Raw genomic sequence first — 23,214 nt, forward strand, 5'->3', positions numbered from 1 at the left:
TCATGGTTATCTCTTGATCGAGATGGTGGTGATCTTGATGTTGTTCAGGGAGCGCTGTCCTTGCGGAGAGTTGCGCGAAATCGGTGGCATGTTCACGAGCACGCGCGTAGCCCCCAGGGGTACGGCGTACAGAGGGGTGATGACGTAGTTGCCTATCCCTTGAAAGACCTCAACGGACGTAGACCCCATGTAAGAGCCATTGGCGTAAAACAGCAGCTCTACGCGGGCATAGGCCCCCGGATAAACAACGTTCACAAGCTGGCTGTCTTCTCCGCTGCCCCTATAGGCATTGAGATACAAGCCATCGCCGCCAATGTTGTTCAACCACTCCAGGTAGATGATGTTTTGATACGCGGCAGAGACTGCGAAGTCATCGAGCGTTCTGCTGGTGGAGACAAAAAACGCAACGCTTCCAACCCAACGTGGAGCTACCGCAGTGATCGCTCCACTCCTAATCTGCAAGGTGTCAATGACATCAACCTGCTGGACCGTCATCACACCGCCAACGACCCTGAAAGCTGGCGTGTAGATGTCACCTTCGGCGGTAACTTGAAAGTATTTGCTGTTGTTGGCATTACCGATCAGCAGCCCGTTTGGCCCCAGGTGGAAGCCACTTTGCCCGGCTGCAGGCCAGGCATAGCCCGTATAGGCGCCGCCGTTGATCTGCCCTCTAATGTTGAGCTCGTTGAAGTACGCTTGCCCGTTGGCACGAATCGCCCAGCCCAAGCCGCCCGGCCCATAGACGTTGTTCCAGTTGCTGGAATGCAGTTCATTGCTGGCAATCGTGATACCCCCCACCTGCCCTGCCCATGCGTACACAGTGCCGCGCACGATGACGCCCGAGAACTCGGCCATGCCGTCCGGGCGCAGCATCCAGCCACTGGAACCTGCCACGTAGTTGCTCGACTTCAGGGTGCCGCCGATCACGCCATCCCCGGCCGCGAGTTGACTGGCACTGATAGCCGTGGCTTGAATCTTGTCCGCCAGCAAGGTGCCGAAGCGCCCGAAGAGCACCGTCACGTTGTTGATGTAGGCAGCATCCATATAGACACCGGCCGGAACCACCACCCCATTGATGGTCTGCGCCGTGGTCTGCACCGAGAAAGGCTTGACATTGCTCACCCCCGCTGGCGAGCCGCTGGGCACCGCGATCCAGAACGAATTCGCCATCACGCCATAGTCGATGCGTGGACCGGACTCCTCAGAGGAGGTACCCGAGATGGCAACGCCGCCCACCACCAGCTGGCCGCCCTGCGAAAGCTGCATGCGTAGCGAGTACAGGGCGCCAAGGTATCCAGTCTGGTCCGTGCGAACGGACTTTTCTTCGGCAATAGCCGCAGACACCTCCCCGAGATCACCATCGATCCGCGCAGCCAACTGCTCCCGCGCAGAGGCTTCAGCAGCGATCTCTGTAGCCCGCACCTTCGACTCTTGGGACAACGCCGCAGCTTGCTCATCCACCGTGGCCGCAAGCTCGGTGCGGGCCGCGGCTTCAGCAGACAGCCCCTCCTCCACCTTGGCTGTGAGCTCTGTACGGGCAAACGCCAGCGCAGTGTCGGCCACATTGCGCGTCTGCTCGCCACTCAGGATGTCGCGCAACAAGGCCTCAGCGGACTTCTGCGCATCGCGCTCGGCCTTCTTGACGGCAATCACCGTCGCCGTGATGGCCGGCGCATCGATGGCGCTCAGCTGAATCTCAGCGCTGTTCATGCGCTCATTGAGCAAACCCTGATCCGCTTCATACTCAGCCCGCGTGACACGCAGCGCGATCTGACCATTGAGCGCATCCAGATTGCTCTCGGCGGCAGTGAGGCGCACCATGGCGCCCTGCAGCTCCAAGGCGCTGGCCTTCTGAGATAGCTGGCCGTTGATGCTGTCGAGCTGTTGAGTGACTTCGACAATGCGGGCATCCAGGCCCTCATAGAGAATCAAGTCTGCAGGCGACAGGGTGGCATTGGCGATTGCACCATCCACATAGGCAGTGGTGGCCTTGAGCACCAACTGCCCCTGCACCGCATCGAGCAGCACCTGAAGCGTGGTCACATGCTCGTTGGTCTGCTCCAGGCCATAAATCTTGACCTGGCCCGTGGCCGGATCGACATACACGCCGGCATCGGTGATGCGCTCGAGCGCCTTGTCGGCGGCCAGTGCCGCCTCCAGCAATCCCTCGGCCATCTGGTTGATGTTGCCGCGCACGGACTGATTGAGCGCATCCTGCTGCTGAGCCGCTGAAACCAGGCTGCGACCCAGGGGGCCACCTTCTTTGTCCAGCAGGTCGATGCGCTGGCCCAGGCTGTTGGCCAACCACGATTCAGAAATGTGGCCGCCCAGTGCCTCTTGCACCTTGTCCAGGTCCTGGCCGGTCTCAACCACCACGGGACCAGCCGGCAAATCGGACAGCACGCCATCAACGGACTGGTGCTTTGCCCAGATGCTCCAGGTAGTGGCCGGTTCGCTGGCAAAGGAAGTAGGACCACCAAAGGCCTCTGCCACCTGGCGCGCAGCAGAGAACTGCGCTCCGGCTCCCTCGGCCGCATAGATGATGGTTCTGGCGTGGCCGTGGCCCTGCACGTAGTTGGCTGTATCCCAGATGACCTGCACGCTGGTGAACATGCCCACGGCGGCAAGCCCGGTCACCTGTGGTGGCGGCGTCAGGTCCGGTTGCTGGATCTGGTCAAAGCTCTGATCCAGGTTGATCGAAAAGCGAACAATGCCATTAGCCAGTTGCCCAGCCGTATCGATGGCGCGCAGGCCAAAGGTCCACAGGCCTGCCTGGGGCTTGCTCGCCTCAAACTGAGCTGTGTAGATATCGTCGGCCTCGCCAAGGGGCTGCATGTCATCCCACATGTCCACGCTCAGCGAGATATCGCCCGGCAGGTAGCGGATCTGCACACCGGCCAATGCCGCGGGCTTGTCGCCGGCGTACATCCAGGCAAAGCGACGCAGACCACCAGTGACCTGCTGGACCACAAAGCTGCCTGGATTGCGAGGCGGCACCTGCGTCATCGTGGTGATGTAGAGCTTCTCAGCCGACTGTCCGGCCTGGCCACTGGCATTGAACGGGCGCACGATGATCAGCCACTCCCCCGCGCCATCAATGCGGAATGTGCTGCGGTTGGCTACAGCGTTACCATCGACCAGGCGCAGCTCCGAGCCGTCACGGCCAGCCCAGACCTGGGCGTGGTTATAGTCGCCTTCCACATCCCAGATGCAGGACAGCTCATACCACTCTGTATCCCCCTGCAGGTTGACCTTTTCGGAAACGCGCAGATTCTTGACAACAGGCCGGCCCAGCTGGGGAATGCTGCTCTGGTTGGGCGCGGGCACATAGGTGCCGTTGAGCACGTAGTCCCAGAACTCGGGCCCTTCGGGCACGGCCGTGATGCGCGCGCCCTTGAGATCCGACTCGGGATCAATGCCGGTCACGCGCACGCGATAGCCGGGCGTGGCCTTGAAGTCGTAGCACCACAGCGTGTCATGCGCAGGGTTGCCGATACCCTCACCGGGGAAATCCAGATCCTCGGGCCACTCGCCCACCAGGGTGACAACATCCGACTCGACCGCCAGCGGCTGCACGGGCCACACGCGGTAGTCACGCGCGCCAGGCACACGCAGGCCGATGTAGGCAGAGGCCAGGGGCGGCACCGACTCATCCAGAGTCAGCTGCACCTGAGCGCCGATGCGCTTGGCAGCCATCACCCGGCCGCCAAAACCCCATTGCGTCAGGTCGTGGGAGACAGACAGCACCGACAGCCGGCGATAGTCCAGATGCTCAATGTCGGCCGTGTAGTGCACGGTCTTGTACTGGTACAGGCTCTGGGCCAGGTGGTAGCGCGCCATGACGGCGGCATGGGCCTCGCTGGTGATGCCCTCGCCCGTCACGCGGGCCGGGCTGAGCATGGTTGTCACGCCCGGAGCCATCACGCGCAGGGTCGTCATCTCCCAGGTGTCGCGGTTCAGCCATTGGTACTCGATGCCATCGGCGGCATTGCTCAGCGCGTAGTCCACACTGAAACCGCCCTTGAGCATGTTGGCCATGTTGACCACGGCGCTGTTGGGCTGGCCGTTGGTCACAAAGACGGCCGTGGGGCGGCTGCCGTCGGTCCAGGCGAACTCACCCATGCCGGCCAGCGCGACCTCTTCACAGAAGGCGCCAAGGGACACGCTGGAAGTGACCCACTTGTCATAGGTGTAGCCGCGAGCCGCGCAGTGCAGCATGAAGGCCTTCAGGCCCTCGATGTCGATCTGCTCATCAGACAGGCCAAAGCCAAACTGCAAGACACGCTGGCCCTGACGGTCCGTCACCCACACGCCGCGCAGCGTCTGCAGCAGGATGGCGCCAGGGTTGGAAAGACCATCTGCGCGCGTCGTGGCCGTGGCCCATTCGGTGCCCGTCCAGAACGGCATAGGCTTGGCGCGATAGGTGGCGCGCACTTGATCCAGGCTGCCGCTGAGCTGGCCCGAGGCACGGATCTTGATGCCGATCCTGCCCCACTGGCTGTAATCGGTCGTGTCGGCCTGCACACTCTTGAGCGACACCCAGGAGAACTTGCAGGCATCGGCAGATCCGCCCTCGTTCCATCGCGGCACGCCAAGCTTGGCCCGCACCTCATATTGGCCAGGCGCCACATCAAACGAATGGGTGCGGCGCAGCACATCGGTGCTGGCATTCGTGATCGTGCTGCTGGCCAGCGTGGCCCAGGCAGACGAGCCGACTAGGCGGGCCTCAATCGTCAGATCAACCGAGTTGGGCTTGATGTTGTTCTTGTTGTCTACGTCGTAGAGCTGTCCCTCGATGTCCAGCTGCAGCACGCCGGCGCCGGCCGAGCCCGTGCGCGTGATCCAGTCGCCGCCGTTGACAAACTCTGCGCCGGCGACGGCATCCACGTTGCTGTACAGCGGCACATCCTGGCTTGGAATGCCTGGGAAGCCGTTGTAGTAGATGCTCACATCGGAGTAGTTTCCGATGGGCGTCTCTCCGATGGCGAGATCTGCGACGCTGTGCACATTGATGCCGCCGAGCAAAATGGTGCTGAGGTATTGGTCGTCGCCCTCGTACCAGGCGTAAGCCTTGCTGGCCAGGTCGGGCGTGACACGCATCTCACCCCAGAGCACAGGGATGGGCTCATAGGGCCGTGCGGTGTTGCGCTGGTCGCTCAGGCTGTAGATCTGCTTTTGAGCCTGCGATTGGGCCGAGGGAATCTTGGGGCCCAGCACCTTGTTGATCAGCACCGAGCCGGCAATAAAGACGCCCGCCTGAATGGCAGAGATCCAGGTGCCCGCAGCAGCTGCCACATAGGTGCCGCCTGCAGCGCCATAGATTGCAGAGGCTATCCCGCCGGAAAAGTAGGTCAGTGCGGCAAGGGCCACAAGCTGCAGGGCGGAGCGGCGCAGCACGGCGCGGCAAGCAATCAACTGCCCATGCTTGGGGAAGGTGCGCGACCACATGGCTTGTGGCACCACAGCCCCGCCGATCATTACGGTCCAGGCCCCCGAATCGATGCCAGGCACATGACGCTCGAGGAAAGACGCCAGGCTCTCACCGGGCTGCAGATCTGCCGGCACATTGCGCTGACCGTCCAGCGTCAACGCATTAGGCGTGACGACCAGGCGACCCGCCGTGTCCAACACATCGGCAGGCACCCCACCAACGGCAGCCACAGCAGCAGATTCAGCGCGATTCACTTCCATCGGTAGTAGCCCTCAACAATCAGGCCGTAGCCCTGCAAGTCCTGCACTCGGTGCAGCACAGACGCCCCCAGCTTGTGGGAGGTGTGCAGCACATGCGGTGCGTAATTGGTAAACACGTAGATGCCGATATGGCCGGCCTGCGCGGCATCAAAGTCGCGCATCAGCACGGCATCGCCGTCTTGGGGCCGCTCCACAGCCGTTCCCAGCTCCGAGCAATAGCTGGCTATGACTGCCGCCTGTGCATCCGGCTCGAGCGGCCTGGCGCGCTTGCCAGCCAGCACCACATGGCGATCGAACAGCTCGCGCTGCACCAGCAAGGCCAGGTCGGCACAGTCCATGTGGCGCGGGCAATAGGGAATCCCGATAAATGGGTCTAGTTGCAAGGCTTCCAGCATCAGGAGATCCCCGGCAAGGTGTGAGGGTTGGCGATCTGCATGCATGCGGCGCGTCGCATGAGCTCGTCCACACTGCATGTGGCTTGGGCGGACGCCCCGCTGATGCTCACGCTGGTCATGGGCAGCCAGTAAACGTGCTGGTGCACATCAGGCTGATCGCGCGGCACGATGATCAGCTTGGCCATCGTGGTAGTGCCCGGCTGGCGGCGCTCGAGCTCGTCACTGACGCCGCGCCCCACGTTGTCCATGGTCAGGCGCATGCGTGGTGCCTGGCCGGAAACGTCATCAGGCAACGTGAAGCCAAAGGGCAGACCGATATAGCTGATGCCGCGACTCACGAAGTCCTGCCCGTCATTGCAGATAAACATGGACTCCGAAAAGCTGGGGTTGGACACCTCGAGCAGCTCGATATGCCCAACGTCGTCGGTCACTCGCTGGTTTCGCGTGCGAAAGTCGGTCATCGCAGGTACTCCAGCGTTGCTGTGCGTTGCGCAACGGCAAACCCTTGGGCCAATGGCACCAGCTCACCCAACGCCCCACCCTTGAAGCGAACTGAGCGCACAACACTGGCTCTTGTGTCGTACCAATTGAAGAAACCAATGCGGCGGACCGTATTGAAGTACCAGTCCTCGAAGGCCTCCGTGTCGGCTGCAGATTTGAACTGCAGCGTCACCTCAACCTCCTTGACCACACGCGCACTGGTGACCCGAAGCTTGGCAAGACCGCGCTCCATCTCAGATGCAGCTACCGCGGGGTCAAACGACTCCGGGCGGGAAAAATGGACAGTGACGTATGAAGGTAGCGATGCCATGCAAAGGCATGCTAGGGAGGGCAGTTACTATGTGTCCGACCTGTTCTATTTCACGAGAAGCTATGACCGATTCCGAGATCGCCGCACATGCCAAAGACATCATCAATCAGCAGCTCTTGGCAGTCGCGTTGGCATTAGCAACCAAAGATAGGGATGATCAAATTCCATACCTAGTAAACCTAATTGACGCTACCGCTAAAGAAGCAGGCATGGCAATCGAAAAAGCCTTCAACCAGTTTGGCGCTCCAGAGAGCTCGCGTAACCATCTTTTTGCCGAATGCGTTGAGCATGCCGCCAACATCAAGCGAATGTCGATTGGTTTAGCGGGAGCACTCCAAGAAGATCGAGATAGAAACTAGTCGCTGAGGCCAAATCGGCCCTTGAGCGCTCTGTATGGTGTTCCAGAGCCGCGCGCAATTCCGTCGCCAATGCGATCTTCGAACTGCTTAAAAATCACCTCAACATCAAAGCTACCAGCAGTCCCCTGCCGCTGTGTCACTTCAGGCTGCGACGGTGCATTGATGAATTTCATATTGATCACTGGTGCCGCCCAGGAGCCGCCACGCCCTTCTGGGGACGGCACCTTTGCCACATCCATGCCGCCCAACGGCGTGACGTTGCCCGACTGGCCGGCCATCATGAGCAACTGCTTGTTGCCCACGGTCAGCAGTTCAGGAACGCCGCGCTCATTGACTTCGTACATCTTGCCGGCGCCCACGTCACCACCGTTCTCACGCTTGCCGCTGAGGCCGAAGAAGCTACCTATCGCGCTCAGCGCCGACCCAAACATCCCAGAGCCCGTGCCGCCCTCCACTGCACCGCCGAACAGTGATCGCGCCAAATTTGCGGCCACGGCCTGGCTGCCCATCTTCAGCAGCATCTGCCCCCAGGCCGTGCCGATGTCTTTGAAGTTGCCAGTGAGGCTGTTGTAGAGGGTATCGCCCAGCTGGTCTTGGACGTTCTGCGCAAAGCGGACCGTGAACTGATCCATCTGGTTCAGGCTGTCCTGATATTCCTTGTTCGCCTTCTTCACCGCACGGGCATATGTCTCCTGTGAAATGTCCAGGGACGCCAGCAAGCTGTCGTACTTGGCGAGTTCCGCATTCAAACGCTCCAGCGGTGTCATCACGGACTCTTTCAGCGCATTGCCCAGTTCTTGGGCCTGCCGCTCCATGTCGTCGGTGGCTTGCTTGGCCTTTTCTTTGGCCGCAGCGTCTTTATCGGCAATCAACTGGTTCAGTCCATCTTGCAGCTTTTCGCGCTCCAGCCCGTATTTCTGCTGGATCAGCAGCACCCCTTCCTCATACATCTGCTGGCTCAGCTTGCGTTCATCGAGCAGCCTCTTGTGCTTGCTCAGTTCTTCTTTCTCTTTCGCGTCAATCTTGGCCCACTCGCTGGTAGCAGAATCGGCGCTCAGACCCAGCAAGTAACCCTTGCTATCGAATTTCTCGCCGTTCGCCCCCTCCCTGAGCTTCTTCTGGGCCTCATTGAGGTCGTAGATGGTCGTTGCCAGCTTCTCGGCCTCGGCACGCTCTTCGGCGGTAGCGTTCGCTCCCAGCTTCTGAATGGCCTGCAGCCGGGCCTTGGCCGCCCCCGAAAGCTTGGCCAACTCCAATTCATCGCGCATACCAGCCAGTCGCTTCTGAACCTCAGGATCGCTGCGAGTCACCTTTGCCTTGGATGCCGGGGCATTCGCTCGCTGCTTCTGAGCTTCTGCCAATTTGTAGTCGGCATTGATCATTTCCTGCAGCTCTTTGGTCGCTGCATCGGCATTGGCCTGTGCTTCAATCAAGGAACGGTTCACGTTTTCCATGCCCTTGGCATCAACCCCGCCCCGACCTTCCTTAAGCTGCTTGTTTAGTGCCGCCTGATCACGCTCCAAGGCCTTAACGGCAGCATTCGCGTCTCGAGCTTTGGAAGTCAGCAGCCCAATAGCATCGGCAGCCTTGTTACGCTGATTCGCAAGCTGCGCAGCAGTGAGCTTATCTACCGAAGCTGTTAACTCGTCCACCTTTGGTACGGCCTTCGATGCACTGTCGCCGAACTTGAAAATGCTGGCCGCAGCCAGAGCTGCAATAACTGCGATCCCCACAGGACCACCAAGGAAGCCCAGCACGCCCTTCAAGGCTGCGCCCAAAGCGGTGGACGAGGCTGTAGCGAAAGCCTGGGCGGCAGCAAGGCGTTTGTTGGCGGCCTCGTGCGCCAGTGCAGCAGCAGATACCTGTGCATGGCTAATTCCGGCACCCTGCAACGCCCTTGTTTGCGCCAGCGTAGCCGCCGTCTCTGCAACCTGCGCTTGCGCCAAGGCCACCTCTGCAGCCGCGCCCCTCATAGCAGCTACGGCCTTTGCTGCTGTGGCCACGCTGGCCACCGCCATTCCACCTGCATAGCGGGCCAGCCCTGCAGTCACCGCCACCAGGGCCGTATCGGCCAGGAAGTTGAAGTTCTCGCCAAGTGTTTGAACAACCTTGGAAATGGTCGCAGTGATGCCATGCGCTTCATTGCTCCAGCCAATGTACTCCTGCAATCCGTTGGTTATCGACTTGATCGCATCCCGAACAGTGGTGGGCATCTCCTTGACTTGCTTCGCCACCTTTTCGGAGCCATCCGAAACGCCGTTAACAAGAAGGTCGATCCCAAGCTTTCCTTCTGCGCCCAAGCGGCGGATCTCTGCCGCACTCTTGCCACTGCTCTCTGCAATCAAATCGACAACGCTATCAATGGTCGAATAGATAGTCATCCAAGCATCGGCGTCGATGCTGCCTTTCTGCAGCGACTTTGCCAACGCATCCATCGCACCCTTGGACTTCTCTGCACTTGCAGCATTGACCACCAACAGACCACTGAAGGTATCGATCACATCGACAGACTGGCCGAGCGAAAGACCCATCTCGCGCAACACTGGCGAAAGCTGAATGAAGCTTTCTCGCGTTTCGTTGATTCCGCGGAACGTCGCATTCGCCGACGCCAGCATCCGTTCCTGCACATAGGTGTACTCCTCTGTGCTTTTGGTGGCCATCTTGATGCGGCTGGCGTACTGCCCCCATTCGTCGGCCATGTCGATGACCTTCATCACTGCCAGACCAGAGAGCGCAGCCTTTGCGGCCGCAGCGATGGGGGTGAGCCGCTCAAGCCCGGATGCCGTTTTATCCAGACTCTGCTGTGCGCGGCGCTGATCCTTAATCATCTGATCAAGTTCAAGCGTCACGTCATAGTAAATTTCCCCAACCTTTTCAGCCACGACCGCTATCTCCCAGAGTTCACCGAGAATGCTAGGGACAGACAAAGGGTAATAAAAAAGCCCCATAGAAGGGGCTTTGTCTAACGTGGATCACGAATTACACGTGATGGACTCCCATAAAGGATGATCACTTTGTCACCCTCCGAGAACTGAACATCTGCTTGTTGTGCAATGGTCATCAAACTGCCATTTTCAGTGGCAATCACATACTCCATGCCATCACGTTGAGAAGAGCCTTGCTCGATTGCGGCACCAATGATTGCCCCGACAACAGCTCCGCCAATTGCACCAACTGCATTTGCTCTTCCACTGCCTCCGATACCGGATCCAGCAACAGCACCAGTCGCCCCGCCAACAGCACCACCAGTGCCTGTATTTCCGTCAATTCTCACGGACCTAGCACTAATGACTTTTCCAGCAACGCTCCGATTCACCTGACCCACGGATCCAACTGAATAAGTGCTTGGATCCATCCGGTTGGCACAGCCCAACAGCAAGAAAGTACACGCAACTGCGGCTATCGCTGTCCTGATCATTTTGATGCCACAGGGAACATCGGCTTATTGACGTCCACCGTCTCTAACCCTTGCAAGAACAATTTGATATTGTTCTGTGCTGCGCGATTAATAGACTCTCGAGCTCTGGTCATTCCCAAGAATGCATGATCCCATGGAACAGTGCCCTCGGCCGAAATATCTTGTGTGAAAATGATAGAACCGTTGGAACGGTTCAGTATTTCATAGCGTGCTATTGACTTAGAAGTCATCGACGCACCAGCACCAGGTGTCTCGAAGGCCAAAATTTTGACTTGAATGCTTACCTTGTTGGCGGAGTCGTCCTTAAAAATCGCCATACGGTCAATGGCCTCTTGCAACGACTCTTTCCAGAAATTTGTAACACTCTCGATGCCCATTGGCATCTCGCCCTTTGCTTCTTCGGGGCGCGCAAGTGTGACCGTGACGGTTTTTACTTCAGCATCAATTTTTGCTTTACTGACACCAACTTCTGGCACTGAAAAATTGAGTGGTGGTGGTGCTGCACAGCCTGTCAACGCCGCAACAAAAATAATTGCCAGTAGTTTTTTCATCTGCCCCTCCTGTTTGAAACAATTAGTATCTCATCGTTTCAATCACTCGATGCAGAGTCAAGGCATTGACGTTTCATTTTTGAAATGCTGCCATGGCAGCCCGGTACTCCTCACGGGTGGGAACATCCCGCTTTTTCTTCTTGGCATCCGGGTACTTCATTTCGAACAACGCCTGAAACTCGCTCATGCTCAGCGCTTCGGCGTCTGCAGTGCCCATGCCCAGGTGAACGCGGGCGGCGGCAACGTACTCAGCGACGTTGAATTCCGTCACAGGCCTAGAACCCTGTTCCTTACTGCCACCCGTACCCACCAGTCCATGGCGCATCAGATGAGCTGCCAAGCTTATCTGCTCGAGCACAGGCATGCACCCCTCGTGCTCGCCATCCTCATCAAGCCATCCCAGCAGGGCTGTTGCATCGTCCTGGTCACACAGCACAGCGAGCACATAACGAGCGTTGAGATGTGCGCGGGCGCCGAACAGACCGCGAAAGGCATCAACGATTTCGCCCGGGCGACCGAGCTGGGCGATCTGGGCGAATGACGGTGTGAAAGAGAACTCCAGACCGCTGGCAGTCACGACTCTGGAGTAACCGTGCTCAATCAGCATCAGGGACCGACAGGCGGGAGGGTCAGAGTCACCTCGCCATTGCTTTGCGAGCCGATACTCCAAGTGGCTTCGTTTGCATAGGGACTATCGTTCGACCACGAAGTGACAATGAACGGGCCTTCGTACACCTTGCCGTTGGGGTAAGTGATCTTGAACCACACCTTGGGCTGACGGCCGGTTTCTTCTGGTGGCGAAACGACATGCTTTTCCAGCAGCTCTTGGTTGTGCACTTCGTCGTCGTAGCTGACGCCGTCGCCCGAGAACTCCACATTCTTAAACGTAACCAAGCCGGTCTTGGTGAAGTCGGGGGACTTGTCCGCCGTGGTGTCCACAGTGTCCCAGGTGGTGTTGATGCTCTTGGCGCGCATCATGCCCAGGATCTCGTAATCGCCGGCTGCAGGCTTGGGGAGCGTCTCCGGCTTCAATGCAAATTCGACCTTTACGTCGCGTCCAACGTGAGCGCCCATGGCGACCTCCTTCTATCGGTTGATGATGGTATTTATGGTGATTTCGGCCACTGGCCGGCCATCGTCGGTAGCCCAGTAGATAGGCTCACCCGGTTGTGCAAATACTAGGGAGCCGGATTCATCAAGTAGCTTCTCGATCACATCCTGGGCTTTGCTTTCAGGCGCTGTGAGCGCGTCAGTGCCGGCTCCGATCAACAGCAAGCTGAAGGCAGGCTGGCGCACCAGGCCAGCCAGAGGCCCACCCATGGGCTTGAGAACGGCATAGCGGTCCGATTTGCCGCTATCGATCCAGCGCCCGAACTGAAAGCGCCAGCCCGCAAGCACCGGTTGCAATATCTGCCGCAGGGATTCGCTGGCGGTCATGTCTTGATGGCTCCGGAAATCACAGCACGAATGTTGGGCTCTGCTCGCTCAAATCCCTTGACCAAGAATTCCTTCTCAGCAGACGCGCGGCGAAAGCGCTGCACGTTATCTGGGTCGTGCACTGGTTCCGCGTAGACAGCCGTGTAGCCAACACGGCCGACAACCTTGGTTGCTTCAGTCTCAACCCTGCGGTATTGGCTATTGAGCAGCGTTGAGGTGTCGATGGGGGTGAGGACAGAAGCTTCAGATGCCCCAAGGATCAAGGCCTGCGTCATGCCACGGGCCCCTTTGGCTTGGACTTGCTCCGCAAATTGCGGCAGGCGGCTGGTGATGCGAGGTTTCTTCACAATGAGCACCCCGCATGAAGTTTGCGTTTTGCATCCAAGTACGCAGCATGCGCCTCTTCAGCAGTCGCAAATCTCCCTATCCGATGGTTTTTTCCATTTACATGGATATTGGCTTGGTACCCATGACTGTCTTTGGCCTTCCTCACGCCAAGAAGTCCTGATGATGTATTTCGCCGATGTGCTGAGCGCAAGTTCTGCGTGTTAACCGCGTGCGTGACATCGCGCAGATTCTCGATTCGGTTGTCTGAGCGAACTCCATTTACATGATCTACCTCGTGTTTTGGCCACTCGCCATAAACGTAAAGCCAAGCCAGTCTGTGTGCGCCGTGTCGCTCTTTAAGCACACAAATATCGACATATCCGATCTTCCCAGTGGTTCCGGCTTTGGCACCTGCAGGCCTATTGCAAACAGCATTCCTCCAATAGAAGATTCCAGTTGCCGACTCATAGCGCAACAACTCTCGAAGAGCCTGAGCATTGAGCATTGATACACGTGGCTTACGTTTACGTGAGGATTCTGTAGTCATCTGCTTCCCTCTGAAATGTGTCGGCATCACGCACCACCGTTCGCACCTCAGCAGCTCCAGCGGCAAGCGGGTCCATCAGCGTGCTCTCGCCGATCAGGACGTAATCGCCTTGCTTGACGGTGCTGTGTTCGGTGTAGATGACCTGGCGCAGGGCCAGCTCAACACCTGTGTTGGGCGATGTTCCACCGGCGTCTGCTGAACGCACCGCCTCCGACTCGTAGTCACAGTCGAAGAGCACAGGCGGAGAAAAAGAGAGCTGGCCGCTCCAGTCGTCACGACCAAGGAGCGCCCAATGAGTGGCTTTTGCGGTATAGGACCAGGCGGCTGATGCAGACATGCGCCCCATGCTACGGAGCGCTGATCCGCCGGCGTTTGGTCAGCCGTTGACCACTAACATGAATGCCGAGGCTGCGGGATCTGGGCCGACGATATCGGCCACGGTGCCAGCCTTGTCCAGGGAGGCCAGTGAACGGCGCAAAGCTGTGAGGTCGCCATCCTTGTATTTGAAGCCGCGTGAAGCACCAGAGGGAGCACCTTGGCTAGAAAGGCGGCGTGGATCGCCTGCGGAAGCCACCAGTGCCACGGCCATGCACTGGATCAAGATTTGAGTGTGGCTGTCGTAGCCCGCATCCACCATCGCCTGCTCGGCTGTGGCAACACGGGCTACTGCAGCTTCCAAAAGAAACACGGGCACGCTCACGCCCAGGGCTGAATCCAGGTACTGCTGCGCTTGCGTGCTTGTGATCATTTCTTGGCTGCCTTCGTTTCGGACTTCGCTGCAGTGAGCTGCGCCCGCAGGTCGTCGACTTGCGCGCGCACCTTTTCCAGTTCGCCGGCAGCAGCTTCATTCAGCTTCTGCGTGTCCGTGAGGTGACCTTGCAGCGTTGCCTCACGCGCCAGAGAGGCTTCCAGGTCAGACTTCGCCACTGCCAGCGCCTGCTCAGCCGCGAGTACTCGGGCATTCAGTTCACGACGAGCTTGCTCATCTGCAGCAGCAAGGGCAGCGGCAATCTTGGCCGCTTCCGGATCAGCCGGGGCCAACGCTTCGCCAGATCCCTCGTCCGAAACTTCCTGATCGGCAAAGACCGTGGGCTGCGAGCCGCCCAGCTCGCACTTGCCTGCAGCCCAGCCTGGCAGCTCATCGAATTCGATGATGTCGCCTACCTGGGCCCCTTTGGGCCAGGGTGCCTTGAGATGTTTGATGATGTAGAGGGCCATGGTCAATCAGCTCTTGGTGAAGTGGGCGATCTGCGAGCGACCTTCGAAGTCGCTGCGGAACTGAGGGACGGCCGCGGCCAGCACGCCGAACACATAGTCGTCTTCGGGGTTGTGACGCACCTTGGGACGAGTGACCAGGGGCATGCCGTTCAGGATGGTGCCCCAGTCGCCGTTGCTGATGTTGGCGATGCTGATCACCTCGTTGGCAGCCAGGCGCGGCACAGGCACGATCTCGGCCACCTGGGAGACTTCACGCAGGCGCGCCAGGATCGTTTTGGGATAGCCAGCTGTGAACTCGTTGATGTCCGCGTAGGTGTAGTCGCTGTAGTTCAGGAAGATGGAGATGCGGCCGTAGGCGTTGTCGCCCAGGTGAGCATTCACCAATTTCTCGATCACGCTGAGCCACTGTGCACCCGTTGCTCCTTTCAGATCCAGGCCATGCACATCGCTCGCACGCTGCGGGAAGTTGCGCAGGCCGTAGATGGTTGAGCCGGCCACATTGATGGAGCCATAGCCATTGAGCACCACGTCTTCCAGCTTCTCGGAGACCTTGCGCTGGTGGTTGGAAATGGTGGCCGTGTCGATGCCCGAAGGGCCGCGGCGCATCACCTCCATCTGGCGCCAGCCGAAACGGGCCTGGCTGTCGAAGATGGGCAGCGGTGTGCCCTCGTACTGCACCAGGGCCTGATCGGCACGGCCTTCGCTGCGGCCGTCCATGGTGACGTGCACCTCGCCCGAATCAGAGATCTTGGGGAAGTAGGAAACCAGATCAGCCATGGCCACGGGCGTGGAATTGGCCTGGGCCAAGCGGTTGAACATCACCAGGATGTCGCGCTGCAGCTGCACGGAACGGCTATCAATGCGGCGCCATGCATCCAGGGGCACCTGGGCCGCGTTTCCGGTCATGGTATCGCCGAAACCATCGGCAAAAGCCGAGTTTGCGGCCATGGCCGTCTGGCGCATGTTGAACGCCGCACGGTTGCCGTTGATGGCTGCGCTTTGTTCATCGGTCAAACGAAGCATGTGATTCTCCCTATTGAGTCTTGACCGGTCAGGCCATGTTGTAGAAGTTGGCGATCTCGATGTCCAGCAGATCGCCGGCGGCGGCACCTGTGACGGCGGCCGAAGCGAAGGCCACAACCAGGTTGCCGGCGGCGGCGGCAGTCAGGCGTCCAGCGGCCCCGACCGTCAGCGGCTGGCCGAAGGTGTAGTTGCCTGCGGCCACAGCCGCCTGATACTGCTGGCCCGGCTCCAAGATGTAGGCCACGCCGGTCTCGTTGACGGCATAGGCGGTCTTGAGCGGATCGCTACCGTTGAACCAGCTGCCGGCCTGGGCGTAGAAGTCACGGTGGGCCAGCAAGCGCACCATGGGGCCCGGAGCTACGGCTTGGGCCAGGGTGGCGGCGCCCTCGGTGACAAAGGTGCCCGGCAACAGAGCTGCCGCAACAGGCTTGTCCGACACCGTGCGAGGGTGGCGGTCATGAGGGCCGCGGTAAATGAGGTTGGCTTTGGCCATGGCTTACTTGGCTCCTTCTTCGATCAAGCTGTTGATGGAGTAGTCCTTGAACTCATCGCCGGGCTGCGTCTGGGTCTGCTTGTTGCCCACGCTGATGGGCGCGGCCTTGGCCTTGAGCTCCTTCAGGCGATCCAGAGGCATCAGCTTGAAGTCGTCGACGGTCAGGGAGCTGTTGACGGCCAGCTCGGTGGCCAGGGCATAACGCTCGGCGTTCACGGCTGCGGCCTGGGCGGTCTCCAGCTCAGCAATGCGCGAGTTGGCTGCGGCCAGCTTGTCTTCCCCCGGCTTGTTGACCAGCGAGTTGTAGGCAACGAGAACTTGGGTGTCGCTCAGCCCCTCGGTCTTGATGCCTGCAGCATTGAGTGCGGCGATGATTTGCTCTTTCACGATGTCGACCTCCTGATGGTTCGTGATCGGTTCATAAGAAACCTGCCGAACGACTTCAACAGGCTGTCCGACCCATGCTACGGAGCCACTTTCCGCGACGTGATAGTCCTGGCGCCACAGCTTGCCGGCCTCGTCCGACCAGACCGCATAGGTGGAAAACACCTCGCGGATCCATGAGTTTTGAGGAAGGCCAACGCGCAGCCCGTCATAGATCTGGTCGAAGCTGATGTCCTTGTTGGTGAAGAAACTGCGCAGCCAGCCAATGGCACCCTCATAGCGCCGGTCTTCGGGGTCCTGGTTGACTTTGATGGTCTCGATCTCGTCTTCGCCGCCCTCGCTGTTGAGGAACATGCCCACGCCCTCCTCCGGCGTGCCGGCGCCAGGCTCGTCCAGCAGGATCGCAAGGTGGTCGTAATGCAGGTTCGTGGCGATCGAGTTGTATTTCTTGCCGTGGCTCTCGCCGTTGGCCACGACTTCGATCAGGTTCAGACCCGTGCTGACATGGATGGGATCGGCATTGGTGCCCTGAATGGCTGCATCAAGCCGCGCCACCAGCTTCTTGCCCTGCTCCGTTGCACCGGCCATATCGCCATTGACGACGATATCGGTCAGCGTGCGGCCGCCCTCATGCCGTGCGTTGGTGCAATAAGCACCGATCCAGGCCGAGGCCAAGGCCTCACCATTGGCAGCGCTGATGTGCTGGCCCTTGCTGTTTTTGGGATGGCCCGCGGGCGCTGGCTTGCCGTTCAAGCTCTTTACGCCGGCGGCCAGTTGGTCTGCCGGGTACAGCCGGCGGTTCATGACGATGTCATCGACAGCGCCGCAGACGTCGCGGATGGTGTAGGTGGAGCCGGATTTGCTGACGTTGGCCGCATTGACGGCACTGATGATGTGGATGCGCTTTTTGGACATGGCTTATCAACTGGTTGAGTTGATGAGTCATGCTAGGAAGCCGTGCTGCCATGCGATGATGCGCGCCGGAGGGATTTATGGATTGGAAAACATTTATTGCAGAGCTGGTGAAAGCTCTTGCATGGCCTGGTCTCGTTGGGACCCTTTTTTTTGCTTATCGTAAGCACATTCTGCGAATTCTGATCATTGCAATCAGGATGCTCCGAAGAGTGCAGACACTTAAATATGGCGACATTGAAATTGCAATGCGATCGGTCAATGCTGCAATCGAAGCTAATGAAACGAAGGCTGCAATTGCAGAAGTCGAGCTTAGCAACCCAGAAACTCCGCCTGATGAGCGAGAGCGACTAGCTAAGGAACTTCGATCTGCTGTAGAAGAAGCTGCCAACCTACGGACCGCGGTTGATGCACTGGTAAGCGGAAGTGAATCTAAGTCCGAAGCCCTGTATTCACCGGCAACAAGCCACAGCTACAAACACAAACTGCTGATGGGCCTTGTTAGAGAACTTGGAGCCAAGCAAATTGTCACCCTGTGGGACGCTGGTGATAAGGATGTTTTGATCGCACGCGCACAGGCCGCATTCCGTACAAAAATTCTCACTGCCGAGCGTTACTTTGGAAAAATGCCCCGGTTATTCGTAATCAACGAACACCTGAAAATGATCAACAGCGACGGATCGCTAACTGAAAAAGGATTAAAGGAGCTCCATGAACTGGCTTTGCGACAAGTATTAGCCAGAAGCTCTGCTTGACTCCCAACTCACCCGCTCAGCCTCCATTGCCCGCTTAAGCCCATCCGTCAGGATAGGCTTACCGCTTGCGTCCAATAGGCACTCCGTCTGCCCGCAGTGGCACTGGTATCTGTTGCCATCCCTGCCGTAAAAGGCGCGCACATCTTCGGTCGAGTACACGCGCCCATTGCGCGCCGCATGCGTGGCCCGGGTGGTAGGCAACAGTGCCGAGGTCCAGAGCATCCCAATTTTCAGACCGTACTGCACCTGCGCAGCTTCGGACTCAGCCCAGCGGGCCTGCCGCAACGTGTCGGTGATATCGGTCTGCGCATATTGAGCAGCCTTGGACCTGGTCACGCCCAGGCCGTCAACGATCAGCGTGCGCGCGGCCTTCGGATTCAGGCCATCAGCCACGGCGCGGCCAATGATGCCGGCAAGTCGACTCTGCCCCTCGGCCCGCAAGCCAGTCCAGTGCTCATAGCTCTTCATGCGGGCCAGCGCCACGCGGGTGAGATATGGCTCGCTGCGGACCACCTGCTCAAACGAACGTGAGGCAGCATAGGCCTCAGACAAATTGGTGAGGTTGGTCACGCTTTGCAGTGCACCCAGCTGCGATGTCTGCTCTACGAATGGATTCCACCAGAACAGCTCTTTTGGCTCCTTGCCGTTTTGCACCCAGCGATCCAGCGCGGCCGCAATCTCCAGCAGGACGATATCAAGGATGGCTGGTGTGATGCCATAGGCCACCTGCGGGCCCGTATCGTTCAGGGCGTAGACCGGAATGCGATCGAATGCGGCCAGCACATCCATGGTGAGCCTTTTCCAGCGCTCATTGATTGCGGCATGCGCCTTGCGGAGCAGCAGCGTGGAGCCTGTGCGATCCCGTCGCGTGCCAGGGATAGCCGGGTTAGGAGCTCGCCGGCGCATTTTCGATTGGGTCATCTGTTGGGTCTACATCACCAGTGCGAGCAGGATCGCCCTCGGTCGGCATGCCGTCATCCTTGCGCTGTTCATAGTCCACCACGGCGCGCAGCTCGTTCGTGTCGAAAAGCGGCTCGGTCAAGCCCGCCTGGTATGCCTGCTGCATGGCAGCCGTCATCTTGCCCAGCAGTTCTGCCTTGTCCTTCTCCGTTGGCGCATTGACCGGCGGCCATTGGATTTCGAAATCTCCAGCCTCGATGATGCCTGCCGCCTGCATGCGAGTAATGAACTCCTCCAGCATCGGCGTGAGTTCGAACTCCTGCCGGCTCGCGCAGCGGTTGGCATAGTCCTGCTTGTCTTCATCGCTGGCCAGCCTCCCGGTCTGCTGGCCGAAGAGGATGGTGAATGGGAGGCGCACCGAAGCGGCAAACTCATTGGCGGCCACGGTCCACGGACCGGTGGGATCGCTGATCTGAGTTTGCAAGGTGGTTGCATCCCCTCCCTGGATGACGACTGCCGCATCGGCGCTTCGATTTAGTGCACGTGCCTGGGCTTCGTGGGCCTCACGAACTGATGGCGTAGCCTCGCCGTCTTCTCCAGACATGGCCTGGGGAGACCCCGCATCCGTGTCATACCGAAAAACTAAAGTACGAGCACTATTCTTCAAAAACGACTCGCCAGATCCACCGGAGATCTTGTCCAAGTCCACCAAACGATTGAAGCCGGCGCGCAGCAAGGGGACACCATCAAAGAAGTCCCCCACTGAGCCCTCGGCAAGGATCTGCACTCGGCTGGGGTGCACATCTGCCCACTCTTCTGGGCGGCCTTGAGTGTCCGTGCCAGGTGGCGAGAGTTTCCGGTACTGGAACATGGCGGGCTTGCCGAAGTTCTCGTCGTTCTCATCGGCGTGCCACTTCGTCACCTTGAGCTGATTCTCGAAAAGCGGGATCAGATCCACCAAGCTGGTGGCTCTCTGCAACGGCTCCTCCAAGGGCTTACTGTCTGCCACCCGGTAAATCACAGCGGCATAGCGCCCGATCAGGTTGCGCCGGTCCAGGTCCTTGAGCTTGGCCATGGCCCGCACTTTGCGCAGCAGCGTCTTGACCTTCTTCTCCCAAGACGTCTCGCTGTCGCTTTCGGGCTTCTTGATGCGCGGCAGCTTCTCCCAGCACTTATCGAGCAGGCGGTGGACTGCGCCATGTCCAGAGCCGCCCCGCTCGTAAGCGGCATAGAGCATTTCAAAAGAGATGTGCTCGCTGTAACCGTATTGTGTCCAGGCGGTGGGACGCTTGGCATCCAGGCCCAGCGAGCCGAGGAACTCTTGCCGAGCGCGGGAGAGCTCAAGGGAGTTGGTGATGATTTCTGACATGCCCCCATGCTAGGGAGCTAGCTTGCTGCCAATGCAGCGATGGCAGCCGGAATTTGAGCTGCGATACCAGTAGCAAGAATGTTTCCTGCTGCACCTTCCAGTATTGTTTTAGTACTCAACAAACACTCCTTGATAATGGACTGCTTTGGCTTTGGCGAAGCGAGCTGGCTCTTGATTGTTTCTATTTCTGCATGTAGCTCGCTTCCTGCATCACTCGAAAGCCCAAGCTGCTCGATCACCGAAGATATCGCCTCAATTATTTTTTTTGCTTCCTCTACACCATCTTTATTTACTAAATTCTGCGTCCCAGATGAATGCTGCTGAAGCTGTGAGTTGTTCATTGTCCCTATATTATTTATAGTTGTATGTGTTATAGAGCTCGCCGCAACCTTTTCGTCTATTGAGAACGACATATTTTCTCCATGTATTCCTCTATCTTCGAGTAACAAGGCCCACTCCAGGAGCTTATTGCGTACAGCATCAAGAATTCCAACCAAAGTTTGTCGCTGGAGCGATACAGCAGGCTCAAAAGGAATACTCATTCCACTCATGATTCTTGCCTTAACACTCTCAGGAAATTTCATCAGAAGGCTATCGCTAGTCGTTGCAAGCAGATCCTCAAGTTGTGCAACAGACTGGCCAATTGATTTAGTCATCATCGCCTCTGCGATGTCCGGATCAGTGACATCCATTGGAATCCAGCCGTGATATGGATTGAAGCACTTAAGTTCGCCTTTAACGACTCTATAAGGCGCATAGACATTCATATCATCCAAAGTCAGCTGCTGATATCCATTTAATTCCAACTCAATCCATTTTCTGATGTCCGTTTGATTGAGCTTTCTTGATAAGACCAAAGCCTTTCTTAAAAGATCACCTGCGTGCACTGATTTGTTCAGCGCATCCCTTTGCAATTCCAGCACAAGTCCTGTCATCTCTATCTTTCAAGTAAACAACCCAACCCTGACCCGCTTGATCAGTGGCCCCAACGCATAACGTGTGGCATCAATATAGTGGTTATTTGCATCCACGATGTCGCTGAGAACATCTTTGGTCAGTCTGTCTACTTTGTAGCTGTACGTGCGGGCTTCCTGCAGGGTCTTCACGCAGCGTGGATGGATGATGATTTCCTTGTAGCTGCGAAGGTGAGCGATTCCGTCCTCGACGCTACCTGGCCATTTCTGTGCGGCAATAATGCGCGGCAAACACGACCTGGTTCCGTTGCCATTGCCCTTGACGTGGCTGATGGTCTCAGGACGAGCAGAATCAGCACGCACGACGTTGCGCTCGATGCCCGGCAGGCGCTCAATCATGAATTTGGCAATATCGTCATTTTCCAGACCTACCTTGCCGGCCTCGTGCTCGATATAGAGGCGGTGCTCATAGATGCCCAGGCGCACACCAGCCGTAGGATCCTGAGAAAATCCCCAGTCGAGCCCATAATAGGGTCCATCGAACATGTCCGCCAGTTCAAACTCAGCAACACGATATTTGCCGGAGAGTATCTGTGCCTCGCTATTCTCGCGATATGCGCCTTCCCACATCCACGCATAGGTCTGATCATCAAGGCGGCTTCTGTCGGTCAGCCTCTCCTGTTCCAGCACCTCAGGGAACCACGGGTTATCGGTGTAGTTCAGTTCAACGATCTTGGATTCTGGCGGGGGTGATTTCCGATAGCGCTTATCCGTGGGGCTCCCATCCTTCTCCGGATTCCACGTCACCCAAATCTCCGAGTTGGCTTCGCGCACTGTCGGTGTCAGCTTCTGCCAAGCCACCTCGCTGACGCTCTCGGCCTCATCAACCCAGGCAATCAGGATCCGAGCCTTGGACTTAATGCTGTCCAGGTTGTGCCGTAGACCGGCGAAGACATAGGACACCCGCCTATTCTTGGTGCGGATGTACTTCTCGCCGATATCGAAGTAGGAGTTAAGCCATGGCACCGAGCGGATTGCCTGCTTGATCTCCTCCATCGATGACTCTTCTAGGCTGTTCATGTATTCCCGGGCGCTCAGGATCACGCCCGACACACCAGCCTCCGCAAACATGTACGCCCGCACGGCAGTCATCATTGCAAAGCTGCGCGTCTTGCCCGAACCTCGCCCGCCATGGGCGCCTCGGTATCGGGCTGGGCCGCTGAACACAGGGATTAGCTTCGGAGGAAGTTCAATTTGTGCTGTCGACATCCGGCGCCACCAGTTGAATCGTCGTAGGCATTGCCTGCAATGGCTCGCCGTCCTTACCGGTCACTTCCCGCTTGTTCGTAAAGGCTCCGCCCAGCTCCTTGGCGGCCTGTTCCAGCAAGGTCGAGACCATGGCCGCGTTGCCGCGGCTGTCGGCCCGTTCGAGATTTCGCTGCAGCACCCGCAGACGGTAGGCCTGCTGGGCAATAGGAATGGTCGAGATGTCCTCGAGAAACTTCGCGCGCGTAGCTTCGAAGATCTCGCGCAACTTCTTGCTCAGGTTATGGCCCGAGGCCTTGGTAGGGTCGTACATCGCCACCTGCTGGCGTGTGATCACAAGGCCGAACTCTTGTTTTACGTGGTCGGCCACCTGCGTGGGAGTGTCGAAGCAAGCCAGCGCCTGCACGATAGATAGTTTTACGGGGTCCTTGAGAACTGCCATTT

25 protein-coding genes are annotated in these 23,214 nt (G+C 58.4%); 2 read left to right on the plus strand and 23 right to left on the minus strand.

The window, feature by feature from the left end; genetic code table 11:
- Window positions 1-6: 6 nt before the first annotated feature.
- From QYQ99_RS27060 to QYQ99_RS27075, 4 genes are read right to left on the minus strand one after another with little or no spacing between them, the layout of a single operon-like run.
- Window positions 7-5,691: a host specificity factor TipJ family phage tail protein gene (locus QYQ99_RS27060; protein ID WP_302090793.1), complete on the minus strand. Its 5,685-nt coding sequence runs from the start codon at window positions 5,689-5,691 to the stop codon at window positions 7-9.
- Window positions 5,682-6,086, minus strand: coding sequence for a hypothetical protein (locus QYQ99_RS27065; protein WP_302090794.1), 405 nt, complete (start codon window positions 6,084-6,086; stop codon window positions 5,682-5,684). The genes QYQ99_RS27060 and QYQ99_RS27065 overlap by 10 nt, the downstream gene beginning before the upstream one ends.
- Entirely contained in the window at window positions 6,086-6,547 is a 462-nt protein-coding gene (locus QYQ99_RS27070) for a DUF1833 family protein (protein WP_302090795.1), read from the minus strand. Before QYQ99_RS27070 ends, QYQ99_RS27065 begins: the two co-directional genes overlap by 1 nt.
- A complete protein-coding gene (locus tag QYQ99_RS27075; protein ID WP_302090796.1) occupies window positions 6,544-6,897 on the minus strand; it encodes a hypothetical protein in 354 nt (117 codons plus the stop codon). The genes QYQ99_RS27070 and QYQ99_RS27075 overlap by 4 nt, the downstream gene beginning before the upstream one ends.
- 62 nt (window positions 6,898-6,959) lie before the next feature.
- On the opposite strand from QYQ99_RS27075, the gene QYQ99_RS27080 reads away from it, so the two are divergent.
- Entirely contained in the window at window positions 6,960-7,256 is a 297-nt protein-coding gene (locus tag QYQ99_RS27080) for a hypothetical protein (RefSeq protein WP_302090797.1), read from the plus strand.
- Here QYQ99_RS27080 and QYQ99_RS27085 read toward each other — a convergent pair.
- The 14 genes from QYQ99_RS27085 to QYQ99_RS27150 form a co-directional block, all read right to left on the minus strand.
- The gene (locus QYQ99_RS27085; protein WP_302090798.1) at window positions 7,253-10,138 is read right to left on the minus strand and encodes a tape measure protein; all 2,886 of its coding nucleotides are present in this window, start codon (window positions 10,136-10,138) and stop codon (window positions 7,253-7,255) included. The genes QYQ99_RS27080 and QYQ99_RS27085 overlap by 4 nt on opposite strands.
- An 80-nt stretch (window positions 10,139-10,218) precedes the next feature.
- Complete coding sequence (locus QYQ99_RS27090) at window positions 10,219-10,530, minus strand: hypothetical protein (RefSeq protein ID WP_302090799.1); 312 nt, start codon at window positions 10,528-10,530, stop codon at window positions 10,219-10,221.
- A 140-nt stretch (window positions 10,531-10,670) separates the two neighbouring features.
- Entirely contained in the window at window positions 10,671-11,225 is a 555-nt protein-coding gene (locus tag QYQ99_RS27095; protein WP_302090800.1) for a UDP-N-acetylglucosamine acyltransferase, read from the minus strand.
- 73 nt (window positions 11,226-11,298) lie between these two features.
- Entirely contained in the window at window positions 11,299-11,832 is a 534-nt protein-coding gene (locus QYQ99_RS27100) for a DUF6246 family protein (protein WP_302090801.1), read from the minus strand.
- Window positions 11,832-12,299, minus strand: coding sequence for a phage tail tube protein (locus QYQ99_RS27105; RefSeq protein WP_302090802.1), 468 nt, complete (start codon window positions 12,297-12,299; stop codon window positions 11,832-11,834). Before QYQ99_RS27105 ends, QYQ99_RS27100 begins: the two co-directional genes overlap by 1 nt.
- A gap of 12 nt (window positions 12,300-12,311) precedes the next feature.
- On the minus strand, window positions 12,312-12,662 hold the full coding sequence (locus tag QYQ99_RS27110) for a phage tail termination protein (RefSeq protein ID WP_302090803.1): 351 nt from the start codon (window positions 12,660-12,662) through the stop codon (window positions 12,312-12,314).
- A complete protein-coding gene (locus tag QYQ99_RS27115; RefSeq protein WP_302090804.1) occupies window positions 12,659-13,009 on the minus strand; it encodes a hypothetical protein in 351 nt (116 codons plus the stop codon). Before QYQ99_RS27115 ends, QYQ99_RS27110 begins: the two co-directional genes overlap by 4 nt.
- Entirely contained in the window at window positions 13,006-13,563 is a 558-nt protein-coding gene (locus tag QYQ99_RS27120) for an HNH endonuclease signature motif containing protein (protein ID WP_367882834.1), read from the minus strand. The genes QYQ99_RS27115 and QYQ99_RS27120 overlap by 4 nt, the downstream gene beginning before the upstream one ends.
- Window positions 13,514-13,873 carry a hypothetical protein gene (locus QYQ99_RS27125; protein WP_302090805.1) on the minus strand — a complete coding sequence of 120 codons (360 nt, stop codon included), beginning with the start codon at window positions 13,871-13,873 and terminating at the stop codon, window positions 13,514-13,516. The genes QYQ99_RS27120 and QYQ99_RS27125 overlap by 50 nt, the downstream gene beginning before the upstream one ends.
- A gap of 39 nt (window positions 13,874-13,912) precedes the next feature.
- Window positions 13,913-14,284, minus strand: a complete 372-nt coding sequence (locus tag QYQ99_RS27130; protein ID WP_302090806.1) for a DUF7370 family protein — start codon at window positions 14,282-14,284, stop codon at window positions 13,913-13,915.
- Window positions 14,281-14,754 carry a hypothetical protein gene (locus QYQ99_RS27135; protein ID WP_302090807.1) on the minus strand — a complete coding sequence of 158 codons (474 nt, stop codon included), beginning with the start codon at window positions 14,752-14,754 and terminating at the stop codon, window positions 14,281-14,283. Before QYQ99_RS27135 ends, QYQ99_RS27130 begins: the two co-directional genes overlap by 4 nt.
- Before the next feature lie 6 nt (window positions 14,755-14,760).
- Window positions 14,761-15,777 (minus strand): major capsid protein, encoded by a 1,017-nt coding sequence (locus QYQ99_RS27140; RefSeq protein ID WP_302090808.1) that lies wholly within the window; start codon window positions 15,775-15,777, stop codon window positions 14,761-14,763.
- 28 nt (window positions 15,778-15,805) lie between these two features.
- Entirely contained in the window at window positions 15,806-16,270 is a 465-nt protein-coding gene (locus tag QYQ99_RS27145) for a hypothetical protein (protein WP_302090809.1), read from the minus strand.
- A 3-nt stretch (window positions 16,271-16,273) separates the two neighbouring features.
- The gene (locus QYQ99_RS27150) at window positions 16,274-17,569 is read right to left on the minus strand and encodes a hypothetical protein (protein ID WP_302090810.1); all 1,296 of its coding nucleotides are present in this window, start codon (window positions 17,567-17,569) and stop codon (window positions 16,274-16,276) included.
- Between the two features lie 77 nt (window positions 17,570-17,646).
- On the opposite strand from QYQ99_RS27150, the gene QYQ99_RS27155 reads away from it, so the two are divergent.
- Window positions 17,647-18,321 (plus strand): hypothetical protein, encoded by a 675-nt coding sequence (locus tag QYQ99_RS27155; protein WP_302090811.1) that lies wholly within the window; start codon window positions 17,647-17,649, stop codon window positions 18,319-18,321.
- On the opposite strand, the gene QYQ99_RS27160 is transcribed toward QYQ99_RS27155, so the two are convergent.
- From QYQ99_RS27160 to QYQ99_RS27180, 5 genes are all read right to left on the minus strand, one after another.
- Window positions 18,301-19,242 carry a phage minor head protein gene (locus QYQ99_RS27160; protein WP_302090812.1) on the minus strand — a complete coding sequence of 314 codons (942 nt, stop codon included), beginning with the start codon at window positions 19,240-19,242 and terminating at the stop codon, window positions 18,301-18,303. The genes QYQ99_RS27155 and QYQ99_RS27160 overlap by 21 nt on opposite strands.
- On the minus strand, window positions 19,208-20,590 hold the full coding sequence (locus tag QYQ99_RS27165; RefSeq protein WP_302090813.1) for an anti-CBASS protein Acb1 family protein: 1,383 nt from the start codon (window positions 20,588-20,590) through the stop codon (window positions 19,208-19,210). Before QYQ99_RS27165 ends, QYQ99_RS27160 begins: the two co-directional genes overlap by 35 nt.
- A gap of 17 nt (window positions 20,591-20,607) precedes the next feature.
- A complete protein-coding gene (locus QYQ99_RS27170; RefSeq protein WP_302090814.1) occupies window positions 20,608-21,525 on the minus strand; it encodes a hypothetical protein in 918 nt (305 codons plus the stop codon).
- Window positions 21,526-21,534: 9 nt separating this feature from the next.
- Entirely contained in the window at window positions 21,535-22,659 is a 1,125-nt protein-coding gene (locus QYQ99_RS27175) for a PBSX family phage terminase large subunit (RefSeq protein ID WP_302090815.1), read from the minus strand.
- Between the two features lie 94 nt (window positions 22,660-22,753).
- A complete protein-coding gene (locus tag QYQ99_RS27180; RefSeq protein ID WP_302090816.1) occupies window positions 22,754-23,212 on the minus strand; it encodes a DUF2280 domain-containing protein in 459 nt (152 codons plus the stop codon).
- Between the last annotated feature and the right edge of the window lie 2 nt (window positions 23,213-23,214).

Source organism: Comamonas testosteroni (assembly GCF_030505195.1).
GTDB classification, from domain to species: Bacteria; Pseudomonadota; Gammaproteobacteria; order Burkholderiales; family Burkholderiaceae_C; genus Comamonas; species Comamonas testosteroni_G.